Source organism: Leptothermofonsia sp. ETS-13, assembly GCF_049200465.1.
GTDB lineage: Bacteria > Cyanobacteriota > Cyanobacteriia > Leptolyngbyales > Leptolyngbyaceae > Leptothermofonsia.
This window is the reverse complement of record NZ_CP120836.1, coordinates 5,115,518-5,135,370: the sequence shown is the minus strand read 5'-3', so window position 1 is coordinate 5,135,370 and position 19,853 is coordinate 5,115,518. Positions and strand designations below refer to the sequence as shown.

Here is a 19,853-nt window from a genome sequence, read left to right as displayed (position 1 = left end):
CCCGAAACGATCCTTAAATTTAATTGCGCCTATTTACTTATCAAAAATATAAAACTTTTTTGCGCCACATACTGGTCGTACTAATATCAAAAACTGTCTATCTATTTATGGATTTTCCAGTAGTTTCTGACATCTCTGATATAAACGATAGATTTCTTGATAGATTTCTTGATAGAAGCGTTGAAAAAGCATTATTCTTCTGAATCAAATCCGTCATCTCGCAATTCTTCATAGAGCAGATCTAGTCCAATGAGAACTTTTTCGCGATCGGACAGGTCTCCAATAATTTTTCGGACTGGAGGAGGTAAGATTTTGGCGAGGGTGGGGGTTGCCAGAATTTTATCTTCTTCAGCCAGTTGGGGATTTTTTAGCACATCAATAACCTTCAATGCATAAACTCCTTGAAAGTCTTTTTCTAAAATCTCGTTTAACGTTTTTAAGGCGCGAATCGAATTCGGTGTGTTTCCCGCAACATACAGCTTAAGAACATAGGTTTTCTTGGCAGGACTCATAAACAAAAATGTTAGGAAACGTTAGAATGACTAAAAAAACCGGAAGCAGGAGGGGGTTAAGTGACGAATGGAGAGTTTGGCTCAACTATAGCGTTCACAAACTGTTTGTGAACAAGGAAGGGCAAAGCCCCTACGTAGGAGTCCCACCCCTGCACCCCGTTCAAATTTCAAGAAGGACCCTATGTCCTTACTTTTTACCAGTTGCCCATCACCCTCTACGATTCCCTGGGAATGGATCGTCGATACATTTCGCATAAATGGGCAATGGTGTCAATCAGTGTCAGACGGTAGTCCAGTAGGATTTCCTCGCTGCGCCCCTCCAATTTTAGCTGTTTAGCAAACTCATCCATCAGATTCATGTGAATTTCTACGACTTGGGCAACGGGGATATCCGTGAAGAAAATGGTATTCACAAAATCATCGATACGTTGGTTAAGGGTACCATCATTGGAAAAATAGCGGAGGATGATTTCACGATATTCATGCTTCAACTGGTCGAGAAGTTCCTGCTTTTGTTCTGCTGGGAGGTAGCGGAAGAAGTTTTTGGGATTCCGCTTGTAGTATACGCCCAGGTATCCTAGTCGCTCTTTTAGTTTTTCAGTCAGGCGTTGCTGCTGTAGCTTTAAAAAATTTTGGGCATTGAGATCGGCCGCCTGATCGGCGGCAGACAAGTGGCTGAGGCGGTAGGAGGGCGAGAGGTTGATAAATTGAGCGATCGCTCGATCAATCTGTTTTGGAAGTTGATGAATTTGCCCACGATTCAGACAAACCTCAGCCGTATGGTAAATAAATCCTTCGCCTTCATGATCAGGAAGAGGAGCTTCTGGCAGTTGGTCCTGGTCAGATTCAGCCTGGATGATGACAGCGGGTAGCAGAACAGCTTGACCATAAAGCCATTTTGTTAGCAAAGATAGCTCTGAATTAGCTTGAAGCACCAAACAGTCAAGCTGCTGCTTCTCCTGATCTATCAAAGCAAAGAATTCGTCAGCAGAACGGGGCAGAGCAACCGTGTACCGTCGTTCTCCACTCAAATATTTCAGAACCGCCTGAACAAGCGGTTCTTCGTTGAGAAAAATGCATATCGACAGATGATCAGACAAGGGCTTTAGAGTTAAGAGAGGATGCAGATGAGATTCGAAGATCAGGGAACGGGCATTTATGCAACGAAACTAAAGGTATAAATATCAGTATTTTTAACAAATCGTTTAAAGTTTTTTTAATACTTTGACACTTAATTAATTATAGTTACAAACCGATCGCTTCCTGTTTGTCCCCCGCCTCACAGAGGGATAATTGAGCTACACCAGGTTTGCAAACTATCTATCTCGCCCTGATTGACCCTTATTTTGGCCCCCCTTCAATATATTCACGATTCACATCCCTATTTTGATCTAAGGTAGTTTCTGCTTAGAGCGTTGCTCTGGCTGTCATATTTGCCTGTTTCGTTGGAGTTGCTCAATACTGTGTTCCCGTTTAGGCAGGTTTTCTATGGTTCCAACGAGTGCCTGTCTTAGAGAATTTGTTGAACCTACCCCAACATGTCCTGAAACTGCGGATCTGATGGCAGTGTTTGCGGTCTTGAGTAGGGTAGAGCAACGTCCTGCTGCAAAGATTTTTTATGAATACCTGGTACTGGTGGACGAACAGCAGCGTCCCAAGGGGTTGGTTGGTCTGCGCCGTTTGCTGCCCTGTTTGCTTGAAAAAGGGTTGATTGGGCAAAAAACCTCTTCCAGAAAAGCCACAAAAGCCACGAAATTAAGTAAACCCACCCCTTCCTGCTCCCTGTCACCTTCCCTGGTGGAGCCTCTTACTGTTCTACCGGGCGACTGGTTGGTAGGACAATTTCTACTCGATCCAGGTATCCAGGAGCACACACCCATTGCCATTGCAGGCGATCGCGGCGAGTTTCTGGGGTTACTGGATTGCGATCGCCTGCTCAAATTCCTGATTGCCAGTTTTTCAGATCGATCTGTTGGTTCCGAGCAAAAGGTTTCTTCCTCTCCCCCAGTCAACTCCAGCGAGACCAGGCACCCAAAAGCCTTGAAACAGCAACAACGGCAAATTAATCGCCTGGCACAACAGATTCTGGTACAGAAGGAGGACCTGGAGCAACAAGTCAAGTCCCAACAGAAAACCATTCATCAGTTGCTACAACAGCAGAAAGAATTCTGGTCAACTGAAATCTCTGCTAGCTCGCTATTTCCACCAGTTGGTTCGTCTAGTTCTCTACCCTCCCCCCCCCTACTTTACCCATTGCTAGACCTTCTGGAGCAACTGCCATTGCCCCTGATGCTGCAATCGCAAGATGGGCAAATCCTGACAAAAAACGCAGTCTGGCGACAACAGATAGAGTGTTGGACAAGCCCTAACCAGATTGAACAGGAAGTCTGTTTATTACTAGACAGTGCTGCTGGAACAAAGAGTGCTTCTTCCCAAGGGGCTGATCTGACCACTCAGCTGCTAACTTCTCCCTCCCTCCTTTCCACTGGAGCATTCTCGTCTGAGGCCCATCACCCTTCCACGAAACAGTCTGAGTACCCTGCTTCAGAGGCCCTGGGTCAGGAGGTAGATTCCTCTTCAGCAGGTACAAAACTGTGTCATATTGGACCTAAGCCAGGCACCTGTATTTGCATTTGTCCATTAAAAAATGGGCAAGAGCAGGTGTTGCAATTTATCAAGATTCCAGTTGAACCATTCCTCTTCCCCTCGGCGGGAGAAAAATCTACTCCGCCTGTATCTTTAACGACCTGTCTACAATTTCAGAACGCTTCGCAGGAAACTTCTTCACCTCAACCGTCTGATTCAGCAACGTCGATTCACGCAGCCGTTCAACCCTCTACTACTCTCATAGCAGGAAACAATTCCCCTAGCCCTGTACAGTCCAACTCAGGGCTTTCCCGCTCAATCGTTCCCCAATCAGGTCTGCTCTGGTTGATTCTGGCCCAGGATATTACTGAACAGCAACATCTTGCCCGTGAGCTCGCGGCTAAAAATGTTGACCTGATTCATCTCAATCGTCTGAAAGATGAGTTCTTAGCCTGCATCAGCCACGAACTGCGTACCCCTCTAACGGCAGTTTTGGGCTTATCAAGTCTGCTCAAGGACCAGACCTTGGGGAAATTGAACCAGCGGCAGGTACACTATGCCCAGCTAATTTACCAGAGCAGCCGCCACTTAATGGGAGTGGTGAATGACATTCTGGATTTGACTCGGATGGAAACAGGGCAACTAGAACTGATACCAGAACCAGTTGACATTGCTGTGGTATGCAGTCGAGCCTTTGAACAGGCAAAGCAGCTACGGCTATTAGATGACAAACACCCCTCCCCAAAGACCTGCCAACAACCTCAGTTTTCGCTGGAAATTGAGCCGGGGCTGTATTCGTTGATTGCTGATGAGCAACGGCTGCGTCAGATGCTATGTCATTTACTGACCAATGCGCTGAAGTTTACAGAGCCTGATCAACAAATTGGGCTGAAGGTAAACCAATGGGGGGGTTGGATTGCTTTCACTGTTTGGGATAGAGGGATCGGAATTCCTGCTGATAAACAGCATTTGATTTTTCAAAAATTTCAGCAGTTGGAAAATCCACTCACCCGCCGCTTTGAGGGTGCAGGTTTGGGGCTTGTTTTAACTCAGCGCCTGGCTCGTCTTCACGGGGGGGATGTCACTTTTATTTCAAAAGAAGGGGAAGGGAGTCAGTTTACCATCTTGTTGCCCCCCAGTCCGCCTGGAAAAGCGGCGATCGCTTCCAGCGATACCGAAATCCCCTATTCTCAGGGCCAGTATCCCAGTGGTCGAGTGCCCTTAAGTATCCCAACCGCCCAACGCGATGACCCAACCGCCTCTGTCAATCCCAATTCTCTGGAATCAAAATTACGCCATCGCCTGATTTTATTGGTAGAAGTCGTCCCTTCATTTATAGAAACTCTGACCAATCAATTGACTGGCCTAGGGTACCGGGTTGTGATTGCCCGGTCTGGTACGGAAGCACTAGAAAAAGCTCGCCGCCTGCAACCCGGCATCATTTTTCTGAATCCAGTTTTACCGCTACTCTCAGGCTGGGATGTGCTCACACTTCTCAAGTCCAGCCCTGAAACACGGCAGATTCCAGTGGTTGTGACAGCAACCCAGGTAGATGAAACCCACACCCATCGCAGCTATGCCGATGGCTGGCTCAGCTTACCGATTCAGGCAAAAGCCTTGCGCCAGACGCTAAAGCAACTTGTGACTGAATCCGAAGAACCTGCGGCCTCTACCCGCCCATCCAATGCTTTGACCATTCTACGGCTGAGATCTACGGCTCAATTGGAAGACCCTCCGTCGATCGCCGCTGCCGACCTGACTCCGCTTCTGCATTCCTGCCACTACCAGGTGTTGGAAGCCGATGACCTGGAGCAGGCAGAACTGCTAGCCCGCGTCTGGAAACCCAACGTTGTCTTACTGGATGCTCCCCTGGCTGACCCCACCGCGTTCTTCCAGGAATTTAGCCACCATCCATTTCTGGCATCGCTTCCCCTGGTCACTTTAGATCAAGAAACAACCCAGGCCGCAAATCAGGAACTGGGACTGATGGCATTTCCATGCCTGGCTAACCCGGCAACTACTCAACTGGTAGATAGAACACCAGAAACCTCTCCTCTGTTGCAGGTCATTCAAATTGCTGCCGGGTATACCTGGCGATCCTCCATTCTGGTGATGGACCTTGCAACTCTTCCAGCATCCCTGGATACCAACCTTTCCCAACCCTTACCAACCGCTTCCCCAGGCAACTCCTTAAAGGAAGCCGAATGGCTGCAAGCGCTAATCCAATATCTACAAACCGCAGGATTGCGAGGGTTGATGGGGCGCTCCTGGCAGGAAGTGCTTCAACAAATCCAGTCTCAAAGCATTGACCTTCTGTTAATTTGCTGGACAACTCAAAAGCTTGAACCCACTACGCTGGAAAGGCTAACAGTCTTGAAACAGTTAGAGAATATCCCCCCGATTCTTGTGCTAGATCATCGGCCACGGGAGGAAAGTAATCAATCCCACCCGATCGAAAATTTGCTAGAGATTCTGCAGCCGCTGACATCCCAAATCCTACCTCCTTCTCTGCCAATGGAAGAGTTGCTGAAGCAAATCCGTCAGATGTTGCAGAGACAGTAGGGGTTATCAGTTGTTAGTTATAGCGATAGCCGCCAGGCTTAGGACAGGGTTGCAGGGGTTCCACCCCTGGCTGGGGGCGCAGCCCCCACTCCCTCTTTAATTCCAATGTCCTAACGCACCCGCGTAAAGCGATAGTTGTTGGTTGTTAGAGGGGAGAAGGGGAGTGAGGGGTGGATGGGTAAATGAGGTTTGAGTTCTGATCTCCTCACTGACTCTAGAACCTATCTTCTACCTCTTACCTCTTACCCCTTGCTAAATTCCATAGGACCTTGGATAGGGTTTTAGCAGGCGATCGCACCGATAAATCTCGATCACTTGTACAATTGCCCCGCCCCGATTAATGGGAATCTCCGCAACCTTCTGAACCTTTTCAAAATACCCCTGATATTGGGCCAGCGTGGTTTCTGCCTTGTGTGCGGGAGTGACCAGGAGTCCATCTTTGCCAACCCACCCATCGTTTTTTGACCAGAAAGCGAATCCCCTTAAATCCTGTTCAAAACAGGTAATGGGCCGATGGGGTAAGGACGCCAACGCCATCCCAACTTGCCCAGCCAGATACAAATCATTGGTGAATAAGTAATCAATGCCTTGCATTTCATGCCGCAGGCTGGCTGAATCCGCAAAACCCGCTCGAAGTTGATGGATGTCGATCAATTGAATCGAAGCATCGGCAGTGGGAGACAGAAAGCCCCCTAGCAGGGCATAGCGGCTGTTTTTTTGGAGAATTCCTAAATTAACGTGCAGCACAGCGATTAACAGGCAAAGGGCGATCGCAACCCCCGATCCCCATAACCAGCGCTGCACTAACCGGGGAAACCTGCATTGCCACCCTGCGGCCCTCCACCCCAGTAGTAACGTCGCACTCCAAAACCCCGGCATTGCCCATGTTGGTAAGATCGAACGGTAGCCGCCCATGAGGGTAAAGCCCAGCATGAGTGGGAGGGATAACCAGAGGAGTAGAACGTGGGGCGTAGGGTGTGGGGCATAGGGAGTGGGGCGTAGGGGTGAGTCAATTTCTGCTATTTTTCCTCTCGCTTCTTCTCGTCTGTCCTTCTTAGCTTTCCAAACTTCTCCAAATTGGCTTAATCGGCTTAATGCTGTCTTCAGACTCACCCCCCAGAGGGGAAATCCAAAGCTGGGAAATAGATAAGCAACCCCTGCCAGAAAGGTAACCAGCAGGTCCAGCAGGCTATAGCTGCGGTCAGGAACAGCTCTACCAGATTGAAACCGAAGGGAAACCCAATCATGCTGAACGTTCCAGATCAGAATTGGGGTAATCGCCAGTAAAAATAAACCGAAACTCAACACCATCCAGGGAGAGCGTAGGGCAACACGGTACCGGGAACTGGTCAGACAAAACCCCACCAGTCCCATACCCAATATCAGACCGTGGTATTTGCTGAGGCATGCCAATCCAACTAGAAGACCGATGATAGCTAAACGATAAGTAGGTGTGTAGGAATGGGGGCGATCGCTTCCTTCCTCACCCCCGGCCCCCTGATTCCTACCAGAGGCAACAGGCGACAGACAACGAACAATCCTCCTGGCTCCTGGCTTCTGCCTCCTGGCTTCTGCCTCCTCCTGCCTCCTGTCCCTTCCCCTCCGCGGCCAGAATTCCCGCACAGCCACATACACCGTCGCCGTCCAGAAGAAGATGAGCGGAGCATCTGGTAGAGTCAAAACGCCAAAGCCAACCAGAAAGATGGGAATGAGTGACACGATCGCCAACGTCAAAACCGCCGCTTGACTGGAAAACAACCAGAAACTCGTTAAATAGAGCAACCAGAGTGCCCCTGTGTGCAACAAAAGAGTACCTAGCCGAATGGTGAATTGGGAAACTTCTCCTGTTATCCAGGGACCCAGTCCCGTGGAAAGCGCAACCAGAAGTGGATGATCGAAGTAGCTCCAGTCCAGATGTTGGGTGTAGAGATAGTAGTAGGCTTCATCAAAACCGGGGGGAAGGAAGAGGGCGATCGCCCCCCGCACCAACAGTCCCCCCAGCAGCAAACCTGCCGCCCAGCGATGATGCCTCTGAGTCAACCATTTCTGCAAGTGGCTTACTCCTGGGGCAACCGGGAAAGAACCTGCTCAGAAACCCGGATCAGCTGGTAAGGGCCAGACTTTCCTAAGTTCTGGTACTGAGCTGGCTGCAAATCAAGGACTTCAAGCTTTTTAGGAGTGGTCAAAATCAACACGGTTGAAATACCTGGTTGGCTAATCGTTCTTTTCTGTAAATAAATAGCCGCCGACCTGGCGCGAAGCTTAAAGGTTACTGGCTGACGGGTGTAGAATACAATGCTTGGCTTTGTCGTGCCAATCATGACCAGTTCTTCCCCCGGTTGCCGCTCCTGTACAATGACCTGCGCTAACTGTCTTAGGGGAAGCTGGCGTTGAGAATCCACAATTGAAGCCGCAGGTAGTAAGACAAAGATAATCAAAGTCAGCATACCCAGGAGATTGACCAGCCACACCCATTGCCCTTGCCGACGCAGCGCCAAAAGCCCAATCGCCATCGCCGTTGCAATTGCGATCGCCCCTCCCAGTATTGGCAAGCCAGATTCTTGCAACAAAGGAGCCAGATCAGGCATGGCCTGATCTCCCTTCACCAATTGCGGCGTGTAAACCAGAACCCCTCCCAGGATTAGAAAGAACACCCCATTCAAGACGTTGCCCAGTTTCATCATCCAGGAAGGTGATGAAGACCGTCCCATCTGCTCAGCCCAGAGCAGAGCCACCAGAATTCCCGCTGCGGGCATTAAGGGCAAGACGTAACTGGGCAGCTTGGTGGCAGCGATCGTAAAAAAGCCAAAAATACAGACAAACCAAAAGAAAGTGAATAGACCCAGATGAGTGGTGCGTGGCTGGTGCCTCCAGATCGACCGTTTCCAGAACCGCAGGCGCGCGATCGCTGCAGGCAAATATAGTGACCACGGCACAAATCCCAACAGTACAACCACGAAGTAAAAATACCAGGGAGCCCAATGGCGGTTGACCACCTCTGTAAACCGTTCAACATTGTGATAGCCAAAGAAGGAATCAATGAACGCTTTACCATTTGCCAGAGTTACTAAAATGTGCCAGGGTAAAGCAACTAGCAGAATAATAAATAACCCCTGTAGAAGATGCATTTCCCGCAGGACTGCTCTCCAGTTCCCCACATACAGCACAAAGGAGCCAATCGTCAGCCCTGGCAGCACAATGCCCACCGGCCCCTTTGTCAAAATTGCCAGGGCAATCAAGAGATAAAACGTGAAGTACCAGATCTGAGAGGTTTTGAAGACTAAATTGTGAATCTGGAGGGATTTCCCCTGATCTACCTCGCCTTCAGCATACCCACAGAAGAATGCCATCAACGCCAGCCCAATGCAGCCGGTCAGCAGCATGTCCGAAACGCCAGTTCTTGCCCAAATAATGGTTAAAGGATGGAGGGCAATGAGAGCAGACCCAATAAAAGCAGAAAGCCAGCATTGATTGGAATCAGGATAGCCATCAAGGGTGGCAGCACCGAAGCGCTTCAAGGTATAGAAACCCATACCCATCAGAGCAATCGCCGACAGAGCTGAGGGTAATCGTGCCGCCCATTCATTAACGCCAATCATCTGATAGGCGATCGCCATCAGCCAGTAGATCAGGGGCGGCTTATCAAATCGAGGAGCACCATTGAAATAAGGCGTTACCCAATCTCCCGTTTCTTTCATCTGGCGGGCAGCCTCGGCAAACAGCGGTTCTGTTTCATCCACCAGACCCGTGCCGCCTAAATTCCCAATAAAGGCAATCCCCCCAATCACCAGAATCCAGGCAATGGCAATCAATCTGGCCGAAACTGGATTCTTGTTTAAGTAACGCCAGAAGTCCACAATTTGCCGTTCAACCTTCACCTTCAGCCTCCCACTCCTCAGCAAACGCGTTTCTTTTACGGCTTTGCTTCCAGACCCTACTTTAGCGGGAAAATTACCAGAACGGGATAAACCTCAAGACCATTCCCGATTCCTCCAATAGGGTGAACCGATTGGGGGGAGTCTTATCTCAACAGACCTGCTAAACTTTTAAAGCGTTCATCATGCTCCCGTGAATTCGCTATTGAATTCGCCATTGAGGTAGTGCGGTTATCTCGCAGAAGCGAACCCGCGCTTTTTCCATATGTATGCACATCAGTAAGTGATAGATGGGTGAGCAGTAGATCCAATTCAAGCTAGGGTAGAGAAAGGAGCTTTTGACACCACCCCCCCTATGGATATTCCCATTCTCGTCCAAACCTTTGTCATCGTATTTGTAGTCGCTGATGCATTGGGTAACGCCCCTCTATTTCTGGTGCTGACAAAGGGAATGGAAGCAGAGCAACGCAACAGCGTAATTGACCGGGCAACACTCGTTGCAACCGCAATTCTGATTGGGTTTGCGCTGACAGGTCAATTCATTCTCAACTACCTGCATATCAGCATCGCATCCCTACAGGTTGCAGGAGGACTGCTACTCTTGCTGATTGCACTAGACATGCTGCGGGGAGAAATGGACATCCCCATCGTAGAACAAGAACGAGATGTGGCTATCACACCACTAGCGCTCCCCTTACTGGCCGGACCCGGAACCCTGACAACGGTCATGGTACTGGTGTCTGATGCCCCTAATGCCCGCTTGAGTGTTGTGTTGGGAATCGTTGCTGCTATGGCTGTGACTTGGCTTATCGTTCGTCAAGCCAATCGGGTTGAACGTTGGATTGGTGTGCAAGGCTCGATCATCGCAATGCAGCTACTGGGCTTTTTGTTAGCCGCGCTGGCAGTCGAAATTGGGATTGGCGGACTGCGTGAACTTCTAGGGACGCCCTAATGGGCGATGGCATAAGTCTGGTAACCACTGGGTTGGAGGCGTTGCTGAAAAGCAGTATGAATCGAAACGAAGTTTCGATTCATACTGCTTTCAGCAACGCCAGGTTGGGGAGTGGAGAGTAGGAAGGAGCCAGAATAGTATCTGTATTCCCGCCGTGTTGAACTAGCCAAACAACCTTGGGCCGTGGTTAATGCGGTAGAAATAATCCTTCTTCTCGCGTTTATGCTGAAGTGCCCGGTGAACGAATTGAACCGGTCGCCCAATTAGCTTCTGAATTGGGGATTGTCGCATCCACCGCTCATACCCTTCTGCGATTGGACCGGCTAAAACATCCCGCCAAATCTGGGCTGTTCGATCGGCTGTAAAGTCTTTCGCTCGCTCAAACCCATTCTCAACCATCGCCTGATATAGCCCCGAATCGTTTTTCAGGCGCTGTAGGGCGGCAATTACTTCTTCTCGGCTACGAACTTCAATGTAATCTAGCTCTGATTTGCGTAAAGCCTGATAGGCGGGCTCCGGCCCTAAAATGGCAGGGCAACCCGCAAACCAGGAGTTAATCAACTTCAGGGACGGTTTGAGGGTGAGGTCGTACTCAGTGTTGTTGCGAACAGCCAGAACCACGTCGGCCTTGGTGTAGTCAGACCAGTAGCTAAACTGGAATTCTGGGTCTTCGATGGAACTCAGAACGAATTCAATGCCCATCGCTTGCAATTGCTGGATGAACTCCGGGTCCTTAAAGGGGTAAGCCAGATTTCGCTCGAACCCTTTGAAGACTACATTTTCAACCCGCGCACCCCGTGCTCGATCGCGGGGCTTCAAGTTGGGTTGGGGCCAGTGGGGGATGAAATGATCGGTATGGTCAACTACATTGAGCTCATTGTGCACAATCCGTTGTTCACAAATTCCTGGCCTGGCTCGATCATGGTGACAGACGACGACATAGCTGTTAAACACCCCTTCCCGAATATACAGCTGGTCGTAGGTGACGATGCAAATCTTGCCGGGAACGTAGTCAGGAACGAGAAAGACGTTCAATCCCCGCCGCTTTAGATCCAGATAGGTCTGGGGTGACCAGATGTCGCTGGCATCCGTGCAGCGTTCATACAAAGATTCAATTGAGGGGAGGCGATCGCCATTCATCACGTCTCCCCACTTCTGCCGGTCCTTGCAAACAAAGTAAACCGAGTAGGGTAAGGGCTCTAACTGCTTTAATTGAGACGATTCAGGAATAGAAGTGACCATTGCTTTCAATCATGAATGGGCAAATGCACAAAACACTACAAAGCACCGCACCCATAGGGCGACATTATAGTTCAGTCTTAACTTATGGATGAGAGAAGGAAATTGCAAGAAGATTTTTCCTGTGGGAAAGCCCCCTCGCAATCTAAATCGGATCGCTATAGCGCAGACGGTTTCTCAAACATCACCGTATCAGGGAACCCAAAATAGGCATTTTGTTCAGCACGTAACCGATCGCAGAGGCGATCCTGCGGCAGTTCTACATCATCGTAAGTAAGAACCTGGTCTCTAGAAATATTTCGCTTCAACCGACAACCTTCTGCCAGCCCCATAGGCAGCAATCGTTCGGCCTGGGCGATGTCAGAATTCTCACATTGTCCATAGGTCATGTAGTAGCCAATTCCATCCAGAACTTCCCCCACTTTCAAATCAATTTTTGCCGTCGCCACCACATCAATTCTCGGTCCAGCCAATGGAACCATCACCGGGTCATGGAAGAGAACCGCTCGTGCTACAGAGAGAGGTACTTCAAAATGGCAGAGATGATAGGGGGTGTAAAAGCTATACAGCGGACCTTCCCCCATCTTGTAATAGCTCAGATAGTGCTGATGCTTTGGATCTTCTTGAGTAGCCAGGACAAAAACTCCGGGTCCTGGCCTGGCTCCAACCACGTAATCGACCACGCCCCCCAATGCTTTAAGCTGGTCAACCTCGTACATGGTGGTCATTTCATCCACATGACCAGAGAAGTGATAGCCCAACATTTCCCGTTTTGCAACCTTCATGCCAGTCGCATTTGCCACTGTTGCCTGTTCAAAAGAAATTTTAGTGCCGTCGGCAAAACTTGTGACCATGTGGGGCTTCTGTCCCCACTTCCTGGCAAACCCTGCCTGCGTGGTGGGATTGCGGTAGGGATCTTGTAAACCCTTAATATTGCCGCACAGCAGAGGAGTCATGCCAAGCCCTCGAACAAATCGATAGAGGTTCATCTCAACCCCAGGCTGATCCCCATCACAGGCGGAAAGAATAACCCCGACGCGATCAGCATAAACTTTCAGGATCGGACCCAGCGTGCCATCCAGTTCAGCATTCATCAGGATGATGTGTTTGTGATGGGCGATCGCTTCCAACACTACCGCCGCCGCCAATTCAATCGTCCCAGTCACTTCAATCAAGGCGTCAATGCCTTCTGCCTGACATAGCAACATTGCGTCTTCCGTGACGGCGTACTGCCCCTGGGCAATGACCGCTTCTAACTCCGCCACCGTCTTCACAACTCGAACACTATCCACCCCCGCTTCTTCATAAGCTCGCCTGGCATTACTCAAGCGACGGCTAAAAACAGCTACTAGCTCCATTCCAGGAACCGAGTTCATGATCTGATTCGCAATGCCCCGCCCCATGAAGCCAGCACCAACCATACCAACCCTGATTGGATTACCAGCTTCCTGGCGAGCTTTAAGAGCATTGTCCACAATGATCATGGTTCAAGTGCCGGAGCGATCGCAGTAAAGGGTACCCAAGAAACATCTTTCTCTGAAATTTTGCTAACAGGCAAAGGCCAACGAATATCAAAAGCGGGATCATCATATTTAAAGCCCCGCTCACAGGCTGGATTATAAAGAGAACTAACCTGGTAAAAAACCTCCGTATTATCCGTCAGGGTTTGATACCCATGGGCAAACCTATCTGGTACATAAAGCATCCGGTAGTTGTCTGCCGTTAATTCAACACCGATGTGCTGCCGATAGGTTGGAGAATTGGGGCGCAAGTCTACAATCACGTCATAAATCGCTCCGCGGGTACATCGCACTAGCTTGCGCTCGATTGCTGGAGCAACCTGATAATGAAAGCCGCGCACAGTTCCTTTTTGATAATTAAAGCCGATATTAGATTGTAGAATGTCCATCTGAATTCCATAAACCTTCAATTCCTCAACACAGAAGGTTCGTGCGAAAAACCCTCGATCATCCTCTCGTTTCTCAAGTTCAATAACAAAGGCATCTGGCAAAGGTGTTGCGGTCAATTTCACGATATTCCATATCCTCCGCGCTCACCCTTTATCCTAGTCCAGCACGGCGGGAATATGGATACCATTCTGGCTCCCTCCGACTCCCCACTCCCCAACCCAATGGTTACTGGACTTATGCTATCGTCCACTAGTCCTTCTGGCTGTTGCCCTTTCAAATCTTCATTGTCTGGTTTTCTGGGCTTTCCAGTGAAAAAGTAGCTTATCACCAAAGTCTTAAGGGGGCCCATTGTCTTTACATGAAAGCATTTCGTAGCGACGAATTTGAGCTTCCATAACTGCTCGCACATCTCCCCCAGCAAAATAGACCTGATAAAACTCAATAATCCATTCCAGAGCTGTTTCAATCGAAATCTTGGGAGACCACCTCAGTCGACTCCTGGCTTTGGAGCAGTCCAATTTGAGATAGGTGTCTTCATAGGGATGGCAGGCCTGGTCAAGTTCCCATCTTGCACCTTTACCCCACTCCCTGGTTAAATGATCCACAATCCATGCTACGGGCTTGACATCTTCGTCAGCAGGACCAAAATTCCAGGCTTCAGCATATTCAGCCCCCTTGTCCCATAGATACTCAATCAGGGTTAAATAGCCGCTTAAAGGCACCAGTACATGCTGCCAGGGGCGAGTGGCTATAGGATTGCGAATTAGTACCGGTTCTCCAGCTTCAATTGAACGCATGATATCGGGAATCAGTCGATCCTTCGCCCAATCCCCTCCTCCAATCACGTTTCCTGCCCGGGCACTGGCAACGGCAACTCTGTGGCGATCGTAGTCATGGGGAGGAAAGAAAGACATCCAGTATGCCTGAATCACCAGTTCTGCACAGCTCTTACTGCTGGAATAGGGATCAAAACCGCCTAACGCTTCATTCTCACGGTAGCCCCAAACCCACTCCCTATTCTCATAACATTTGTCACTGGTAACCATTAAGACCGCTCTAACACTTTTAGTGCGAGCAGCTACTTCCAACACATGAACAGTGCCCATAACATTCACTGCAAAAGTCTCAACTGGTTTTTCATAAGAAGACCGTACAATCGACTGAGCAGCCATATGGATTAAAATTTCAGGCTGGTGTTCTTTCATCACTGCCTGAAAATGCTCTAAATCACGAATATCCCCATAAATAGAGGTCATTCCTTCAGTAATCTGGGCAATCTCAAACAAATTGGGTTGGGTAGGAGGTTCTAGCGCATAGCCCACAACCTGAGTTTTATGCATTTGAAGCCAAACAGAAAGCCAACTTCCCTTAAAACCTGTGTGCCCGGTTATAAGAACTTTTCGCCCTTGCCAGAATGCTAAGTTCATCGAGTTCCCTATGGTAGGTGGAAACCTGGAACGCTAATTTTCATACAACAATTCTCTAATAATCATTTTCTGTAATGGCAAAAGTTCTGTAATAGCAAAAGCCATTCGCCCCTACAGGTATGTCATCATTGATTAACGGGATTTGATATTGCCTGTAGGCTTGACAGCTAATGCCAGCAAACTTCGCCATGCTGAAAAGGACTGAGGGCGAACTGCAACTGCCCAAATTCCAGTCCTCAAAGCTTGAAGCTTCTGACCGCTCTGGTGTTCTTGCCATGATCTTCCCACCAGCATACCCTGCTTTTGTTCGCTAGCTGTCATAACTGCATGGTCAGTATTTGGAGGAGGAGTTGGGATGTGCCCCACCTGAACGTCATCAAATCCACGACTTAGCCGTTGCCGCTGGAGTTCAATGACCAGAGAATCAAAAAATACCCGTTCAGCAATCCGTTGCTTCCGAGTAATTGAAGAGTCATGTAGTCGATAGAAATACTCGATTTCCGGTAAATACCAGACTCGGCAAAGTTCTCCCATGCGCAACTGTAAATCAATATCCGCAGCATTTGCCAAACAAGATCGGCATCCACCGGATGCCTTTAAGACCTCCGCTCGAATGGCATAGGTGCAAAAGTGATTTCGAGTCACTCCCTGTTTCAATTCCTCAGTAATTTCCTCTTCCTTACTTTCACAAAATTTAGAAATGATACGGTCCTTCGCATCAATCGTAGCGAACCCCCCGCAAACCGCCCCAAACTCTGGATGTTGTGTCAACCATTCCACCTGTCGCTTAATCCGCCCTTTAGAAAATAAATCATCCGCATCCGATCGCATAATGATTTTGCCCTTCGCAGCTGCCCATCCTGTGTTAGCGGACTCTGCAAATCCCTGACGTGGCCCTGAAATAATTTTGACTCTGGGATCAGCGATCGCCTTCACTTTCTCGACCGAGCGATCAGTTGAACCGTCGTTGACAACGATCACTTCAAGCGGAATATCCTGTTCATCCAAAATAGAAGCCAATGTACCTGTAATGTAAGGCTCTGCATTATACATAGGAATAATGACAGTGACTAAAGTCATGATCTGAGTTAGTGCCTACAGATGGAAACTTCATGAGATAGAGAGTTCATATACTTCATTAATCCTGTGTTTTGGTGTTAATGCCCCTTTACAAGGGGGAACAGAAAGGTACGAATAAATTCAACAGGTCGAGTCGTCTATTGTTGGCCTCCTGTTCTCGAATATATTGCCTGATCACAGGTTCATCACACTCCACCGTCAAAACATAATAACCCTATGCCCAAAAGCTCTGCCTTATAAAGTTCCGCCTGAAAAGACTTTTGCTTAGCTCCCAGCCCCTAACTGGTGACAGTTTGCTAGGACAGGAATATAAGTATAGCGATAGTCATTATGGTTAGGACGGGGTGCAGGGATAGCATCCCTGGCTGGGAGGCTTCGCCCCCACTTTCTAATTCCAATGTCCTAACGCACCCGCGTAGAGCTATAATCAAAATTCAAGACTGCTCGTTATGAGCAAGTCTGCAGAAAGTGATTATGTAGAAAGTGATCTGTAGAAAGTGATTCTAAAATTCAAAGCCTAAAACTCAAAGCTTAGTTGTAGGCCATACATCCATAAACTGCTATCCCCAGCTCTGGTACCAGAGCTGGGGATAGCCATAGTAGATATAGCTGTAGTCACCAAGTAGATATAGTTGTAGTCACCAGGCTTAGAATGAGGTGTAGAGGTGGAACCCCTAGCTGGTGTCAAAGCCCCCATACCCCCTTAAAGCCAATGTCCTAAGAAACCTAGCAACTGCTCTATGTCCGTTGGGTTGGAGAATGGAGAGTAAGAGGAAAGCAGAATGGTATCCGTATCCCGCTGTGCTGCCCTACAACAGAGGTGCCATTGAGGGGGCTTGGGCCAGGGGCTTACCTTCAAAGTGTGGAGGAATCGCTACATTCATTAAGCTTAAGATAGTGGGTGCTAAGTCGAGCGAATGCCCATCCGGGAGCTTTGTACCTGATGCTACACCAGGTCCCTGAATCGCCAGAAACCCATCTGCACGGTGGCTACCTGTACGGGTGTAAGGAACAGGACCAATGCGCCCAACATCGGGACTGTCCACAGTATCAGTAACACATTCTTCCTGCCAGGTAACGACAATATCGGCATCTGGCAGTTTGGGATCTTGATCTGCCGCCGCCTTGCGCGTCCTCAAAACTCCCTTCACCATCGGCTTCCCTGTACGGGCATCCCGGAGCCGATACAGCTTTTCAATAATCTCATCACAGAGAGAATTGTACTCTGAAGGAGCAACGATACCACTGGGTTCTCTGCCCTGCAAATTGATGCGAATATATCCCTCAGAAAAGGTAGGAATCGCAAAAGCCTTCATTTGGGGCCACAGATGTTTGTACCAAACAGCTGGTTGGAAACATTGGGGCTGTCCTTGATGGAAAAGTTCGAAAGGAGACATCGGCCCCGGTTCTGAAGAATTTCCAAATAAGGGTTCAATCCGGTTAAAGTATCGGCTTGGTAGGTTCTGCCGCAAAAAAGACTTGAGTGGATTTGGCTCGTACTTTGTATTCCACAGAGCGCTAGCCCATCCCTCTTTTCTCGGATGTCTGCCAGTGATTGAAGGTTTGAGGGGACTGCCGACCTTGCCTGGTGCCAATCCCATTTTTCCTGGAAAGTTCAACCGAAAGAGGAATTCTGGTAGCAAAATCATGCTGGGGATATCCATGATGTTTGCCCCCATGCCATGGGCAGAAAAGAGCATTACATAAGCATCTTCTGGAGCTTTTTCCAGGATTTCGGCGATCGCCCGGTCCATTGCTTCAAAAACTTCCAGCATCATATCGCCAGAATATTGAGCGCCCATCTGCTTATACAGCGGATGATCTGAAGGATGCATCATGTGCCAGCAATAGTGGCCTACAACATGGGCCTCACCAAACACAGTCAAAAAGAGATCCCACCGTTCCCGGTCTAGCAGGTCGCGGCAAATTTTAGCCCGACGAGCAATTCCAGTCTCCATTCCTTTCTGAAGACGTTGCAAATCTGGCAAATCTAAAATATTTGCTTCGTCATTCCGCAGGAGGGGGTGTTCGCCATGACGAGCAACGAGTTCCTGAAATAACTCCTCAGGAGAGGACTCACTGGGGGTTTGAGGCGAATGGGCCCCCCAGGCTGAAACCTGAACTCCATTGATTCCTTCTAATACGGGAGCCTGGGGCACATCAACTACTGCAACCCGTCGGTTACCAGCTAGGGCATAAAACGGGCGGTACTCATCAAACTTATAAGCCTCAATTTCCTCTACGGTGTAGTTGTGCCCATGATATTTAATCGGTGACCAATAGCCTGTGGTGTTTGGAGAGCAGCCAGTTAAAAAAGTTGTCCAGGGGGTTTCCGCCCGGTAAAAGTCAAAGGTTTTCAAACGCCCGTAAGCACCGCCTTCCTTAAACCGACGCATTGTTTTCAAATGGCCCTGTGCCATCCATCTTTCGAGTAATGCTGGATCAGCGGCATCCAGTCCGATAGCGATTACAGGCTTGTTCATCTTCCTCTACTCACCTTCAAAAACATTTAGAGTTTTCCGAAAATTACTGGAATTTGAATCAGTTTGAAACAAAAAACATTCAAGAAGCTCTTAGAAATGCGAATTTAGTCCAACTGCTTTTACCTTGACTTCAAGTTTAACTTTGCCCAAAACTTAACCTTGCCCAAAAGCCCGACAAAATATTATATCCTCAAAAGAGTGTATGCAGAAAAAGAGTGTATACAGATGAAAGTATAGCTTTTCCACAAAGTAGATAGAGCAAAGCGCCTTAAAGATTCAAATAGTAGAATGAAGCTTTGATAAAGTTGTCTGTCAGTAGCCCCTCATGGCACAGGCAAGAACTTTCCAAGAATCAACAGAAATCAGGTTGTTTCTTAATGCCAAAAAAGCATGTTTTCTGGCAGTTTTAACATTTCCAGAAACCAAAGATTGCCAGGCCCAAGCACGATGAATTTTACTCAAATTGACATCACCTTCATTATTAATAACTTCATGCATAAAAGTAATTTGAAAATCGATTGATCGCCGATGATGAGCTTCTTTGAGTGCTTGAAAATTCGATTTTAACTGTTCAAGCCGTTTCGTATAGCCAATACTATTTGCATGCATTCGATATTTGAGCAGGATATGGGGCAAATTAGCAACTTTACCTACTTCAGCTAAGCGCAGAAACAGATCAAAATCCTCAGCGTACTTCATTTCTTGGCGGTAACCGCCTAATTTCTGTAAGATGTCTCGTCGGAGCATGCTGGCAGGATGGCAAATTGCTCCTCCCTTACCCTCCATATGAGCGGCATCAATGGCTTCGTGCTCCGTTAGGGTGGAGAAGGGACAGATGGGCAAACCCTCTGGATCAATCAATAAAACTTTTGAGCCAACAACTACATAATCGGGGTGGGTTTCTAAAAACTCAACTTGCTTTGAAAATCTTTCTGGTAGAGCAATATCATCAGCATCCATCCGGGCAATATAGCGTCCTGTAGCACAGTCAATTCCTTCATTTAGAGTGGCAATCAGCCCCTTATTTTCACGGCTGATGATTTTAATCCGCCCATCCCTCTGCTGGTAGTGCTTCAATATCTGCCCAGAACCATCAGTTGAACCGTCATCCAGAATAATGAATTCAAAGTTGTCAAAGGTTTGAGCCAGAATGCTTTCTATAGCTTCCCCAACATAAGCCTCAGCATTATAGACTGGCATCACAACTGATACGAGCGGATGGCCCAT

14 protein-coding genes are annotated in these 19,853 nt (G+C 48.4%); 2 read left to right on the top strand and 12 right to left on the bottom strand.

Annotated elements, in window-relative coordinates:
* Positions 1-191 precede the first annotated feature (191 nt).
* Together kaiB and P4D80_RS23375 are read right to left on the bottom strand one after the other, a co-directional pair.
* Positions 192-512, bottom strand: coding sequence for a circadian clock protein KaiB (gene kaiB / locus P4D80_RS23380; RefSeq protein WP_421656457.1), 321 nt, complete (start codon positions 510-512; stop codon positions 192-194).
* 215 nt (positions 513-727) lie between these two features.
* The gene (locus tag P4D80_RS23375; RefSeq protein WP_421656456.1) at positions 728-1,612 is read right to left on the bottom strand and encodes a circadian clock protein KaiA; all 885 of its coding nucleotides are present in this window, start codon (positions 1,610-1,612) and stop codon (positions 728-730) included.
* 388 nt (positions 1,613-2,000) lie between these two features.
* Here P4D80_RS23375 and P4D80_RS23370 point away from each other — a divergent pair, with 388 nt between their 5' ends.
* Positions 2,001-5,660 carry an ATP-binding protein gene (locus P4D80_RS23370; RefSeq protein WP_421656455.1) on the top strand — a complete coding sequence of 1,220 codons (3,660 nt, stop codon included), beginning with the start codon at positions 2,001-2,003 and terminating at the stop codon, positions 5,658-5,660.
* A 252-nt stretch (positions 5,661-5,912) separates the two neighbouring features.
* Here the strand turns inward: P4D80_RS23370 and P4D80_RS23365 are convergent, their stop codons facing one another.
* Together P4D80_RS23365 and P4D80_RS23360 are read right to left on the bottom strand one after the other, a co-directional pair.
* Entirely contained in the window at positions 5,913-7,712 is a 1,800-nt protein-coding gene (locus P4D80_RS23365) for an ArnT family glycosyltransferase (protein WP_421656454.1), read from the bottom strand.
* 5 nt (positions 7,713-7,717) lie between these two features.
* Positions 7,718-9,538 (bottom strand): ArnT family glycosyltransferase, encoded by a 1,821-nt coding sequence (locus P4D80_RS23360; RefSeq protein WP_421656453.1) that lies wholly within the window; start codon positions 9,536-9,538, stop codon positions 7,718-7,720.
* A 352-nt stretch (positions 9,539-9,890) separates the two neighbouring features.
* Between P4D80_RS23360 and P4D80_RS23355 the strand changes: the two genes are divergently transcribed.
* Positions 9,891-10,487 (top strand): MarC family protein, encoded by a 597-nt coding sequence (locus P4D80_RS23355; RefSeq protein WP_421656452.1) that lies wholly within the window; start codon positions 9,891-9,893, stop codon positions 10,485-10,487.
* Here P4D80_RS23355 and P4D80_RS23350 read toward each other — a convergent pair.
* The 8 genes from P4D80_RS23350 to P4D80_RS23315 form a co-directional block, all read right to left on the bottom strand.
* Positions 10,484-10,657, bottom strand: coding sequence for a hypothetical protein (locus tag P4D80_RS23350; RefSeq protein WP_421656451.1), 174 nt, complete (start codon positions 10,655-10,657; stop codon positions 10,484-10,486). The two genes, P4D80_RS23355 and P4D80_RS23350, sit on opposite strands and share 4 nt — an antisense overlap.
* On the bottom strand, positions 10,650-11,729 hold the full coding sequence (locus P4D80_RS23345; protein ID WP_421656450.1) for a glycosyltransferase: 1,080 nt from the start codon (positions 11,727-11,729) through the stop codon (positions 10,650-10,652). The genes P4D80_RS23350 and P4D80_RS23345 overlap by 8 nt, the downstream gene beginning before the upstream one ends.
* A 155-nt stretch (positions 11,730-11,884) precedes the next feature.
* The gene (locus tag P4D80_RS23340) at positions 11,885-13,210 is read right to left on the bottom strand and encodes an NAD(P)H-dependent oxidoreductase (RefSeq protein WP_421656449.1); all 1,326 of its coding nucleotides are present in this window, start codon (positions 13,208-13,210) and stop codon (positions 11,885-11,887) included.
* Positions 13,207-13,758 (bottom strand): dTDP-4-dehydrorhamnose 3,5-epimerase, encoded by a 552-nt coding sequence (rfbC, locus tag P4D80_RS23335; RefSeq protein ID WP_421656448.1) that lies wholly within the window; start codon positions 13,756-13,758, stop codon positions 13,207-13,209. The genes P4D80_RS23340 and rfbC overlap by 4 nt, the downstream gene beginning before the upstream one ends.
* A gap of 213 nt (positions 13,759-13,971) precedes the next feature.
* Positions 13,972-15,063, bottom strand: coding sequence for a CDP-glucose 4,6-dehydratase (rfbG, locus tag P4D80_RS23330; RefSeq protein ID WP_421656447.1), 1,092 nt, complete (start codon positions 15,061-15,063; stop codon positions 13,972-13,974).
* Positions 15,064-15,195: 132 nt separating this feature from the next.
* Positions 15,196-16,143, bottom strand: coding sequence for a glycosyltransferase family 2 protein (locus P4D80_RS23325; RefSeq protein WP_421656446.1), 948 nt, complete (start codon positions 16,141-16,143; stop codon positions 15,196-15,198).
* Positions 16,144-16,952: 809 nt separating this feature from the next.
* Complete coding sequence (locus P4D80_RS23320; protein WP_421656445.1) at positions 16,953-18,626, bottom strand: alkaline phosphatase family protein; 1,674 nt, start codon at positions 18,624-18,626, stop codon at positions 16,953-16,955.
* Positions 18,627-18,938: 312 nt separating this feature from the next.
* Entirely contained in the window at positions 18,939-19,853 is a 915-nt protein-coding gene (locus tag P4D80_RS23315; RefSeq protein ID WP_421656444.1) for a glycosyltransferase family 2 protein, read from the bottom strand.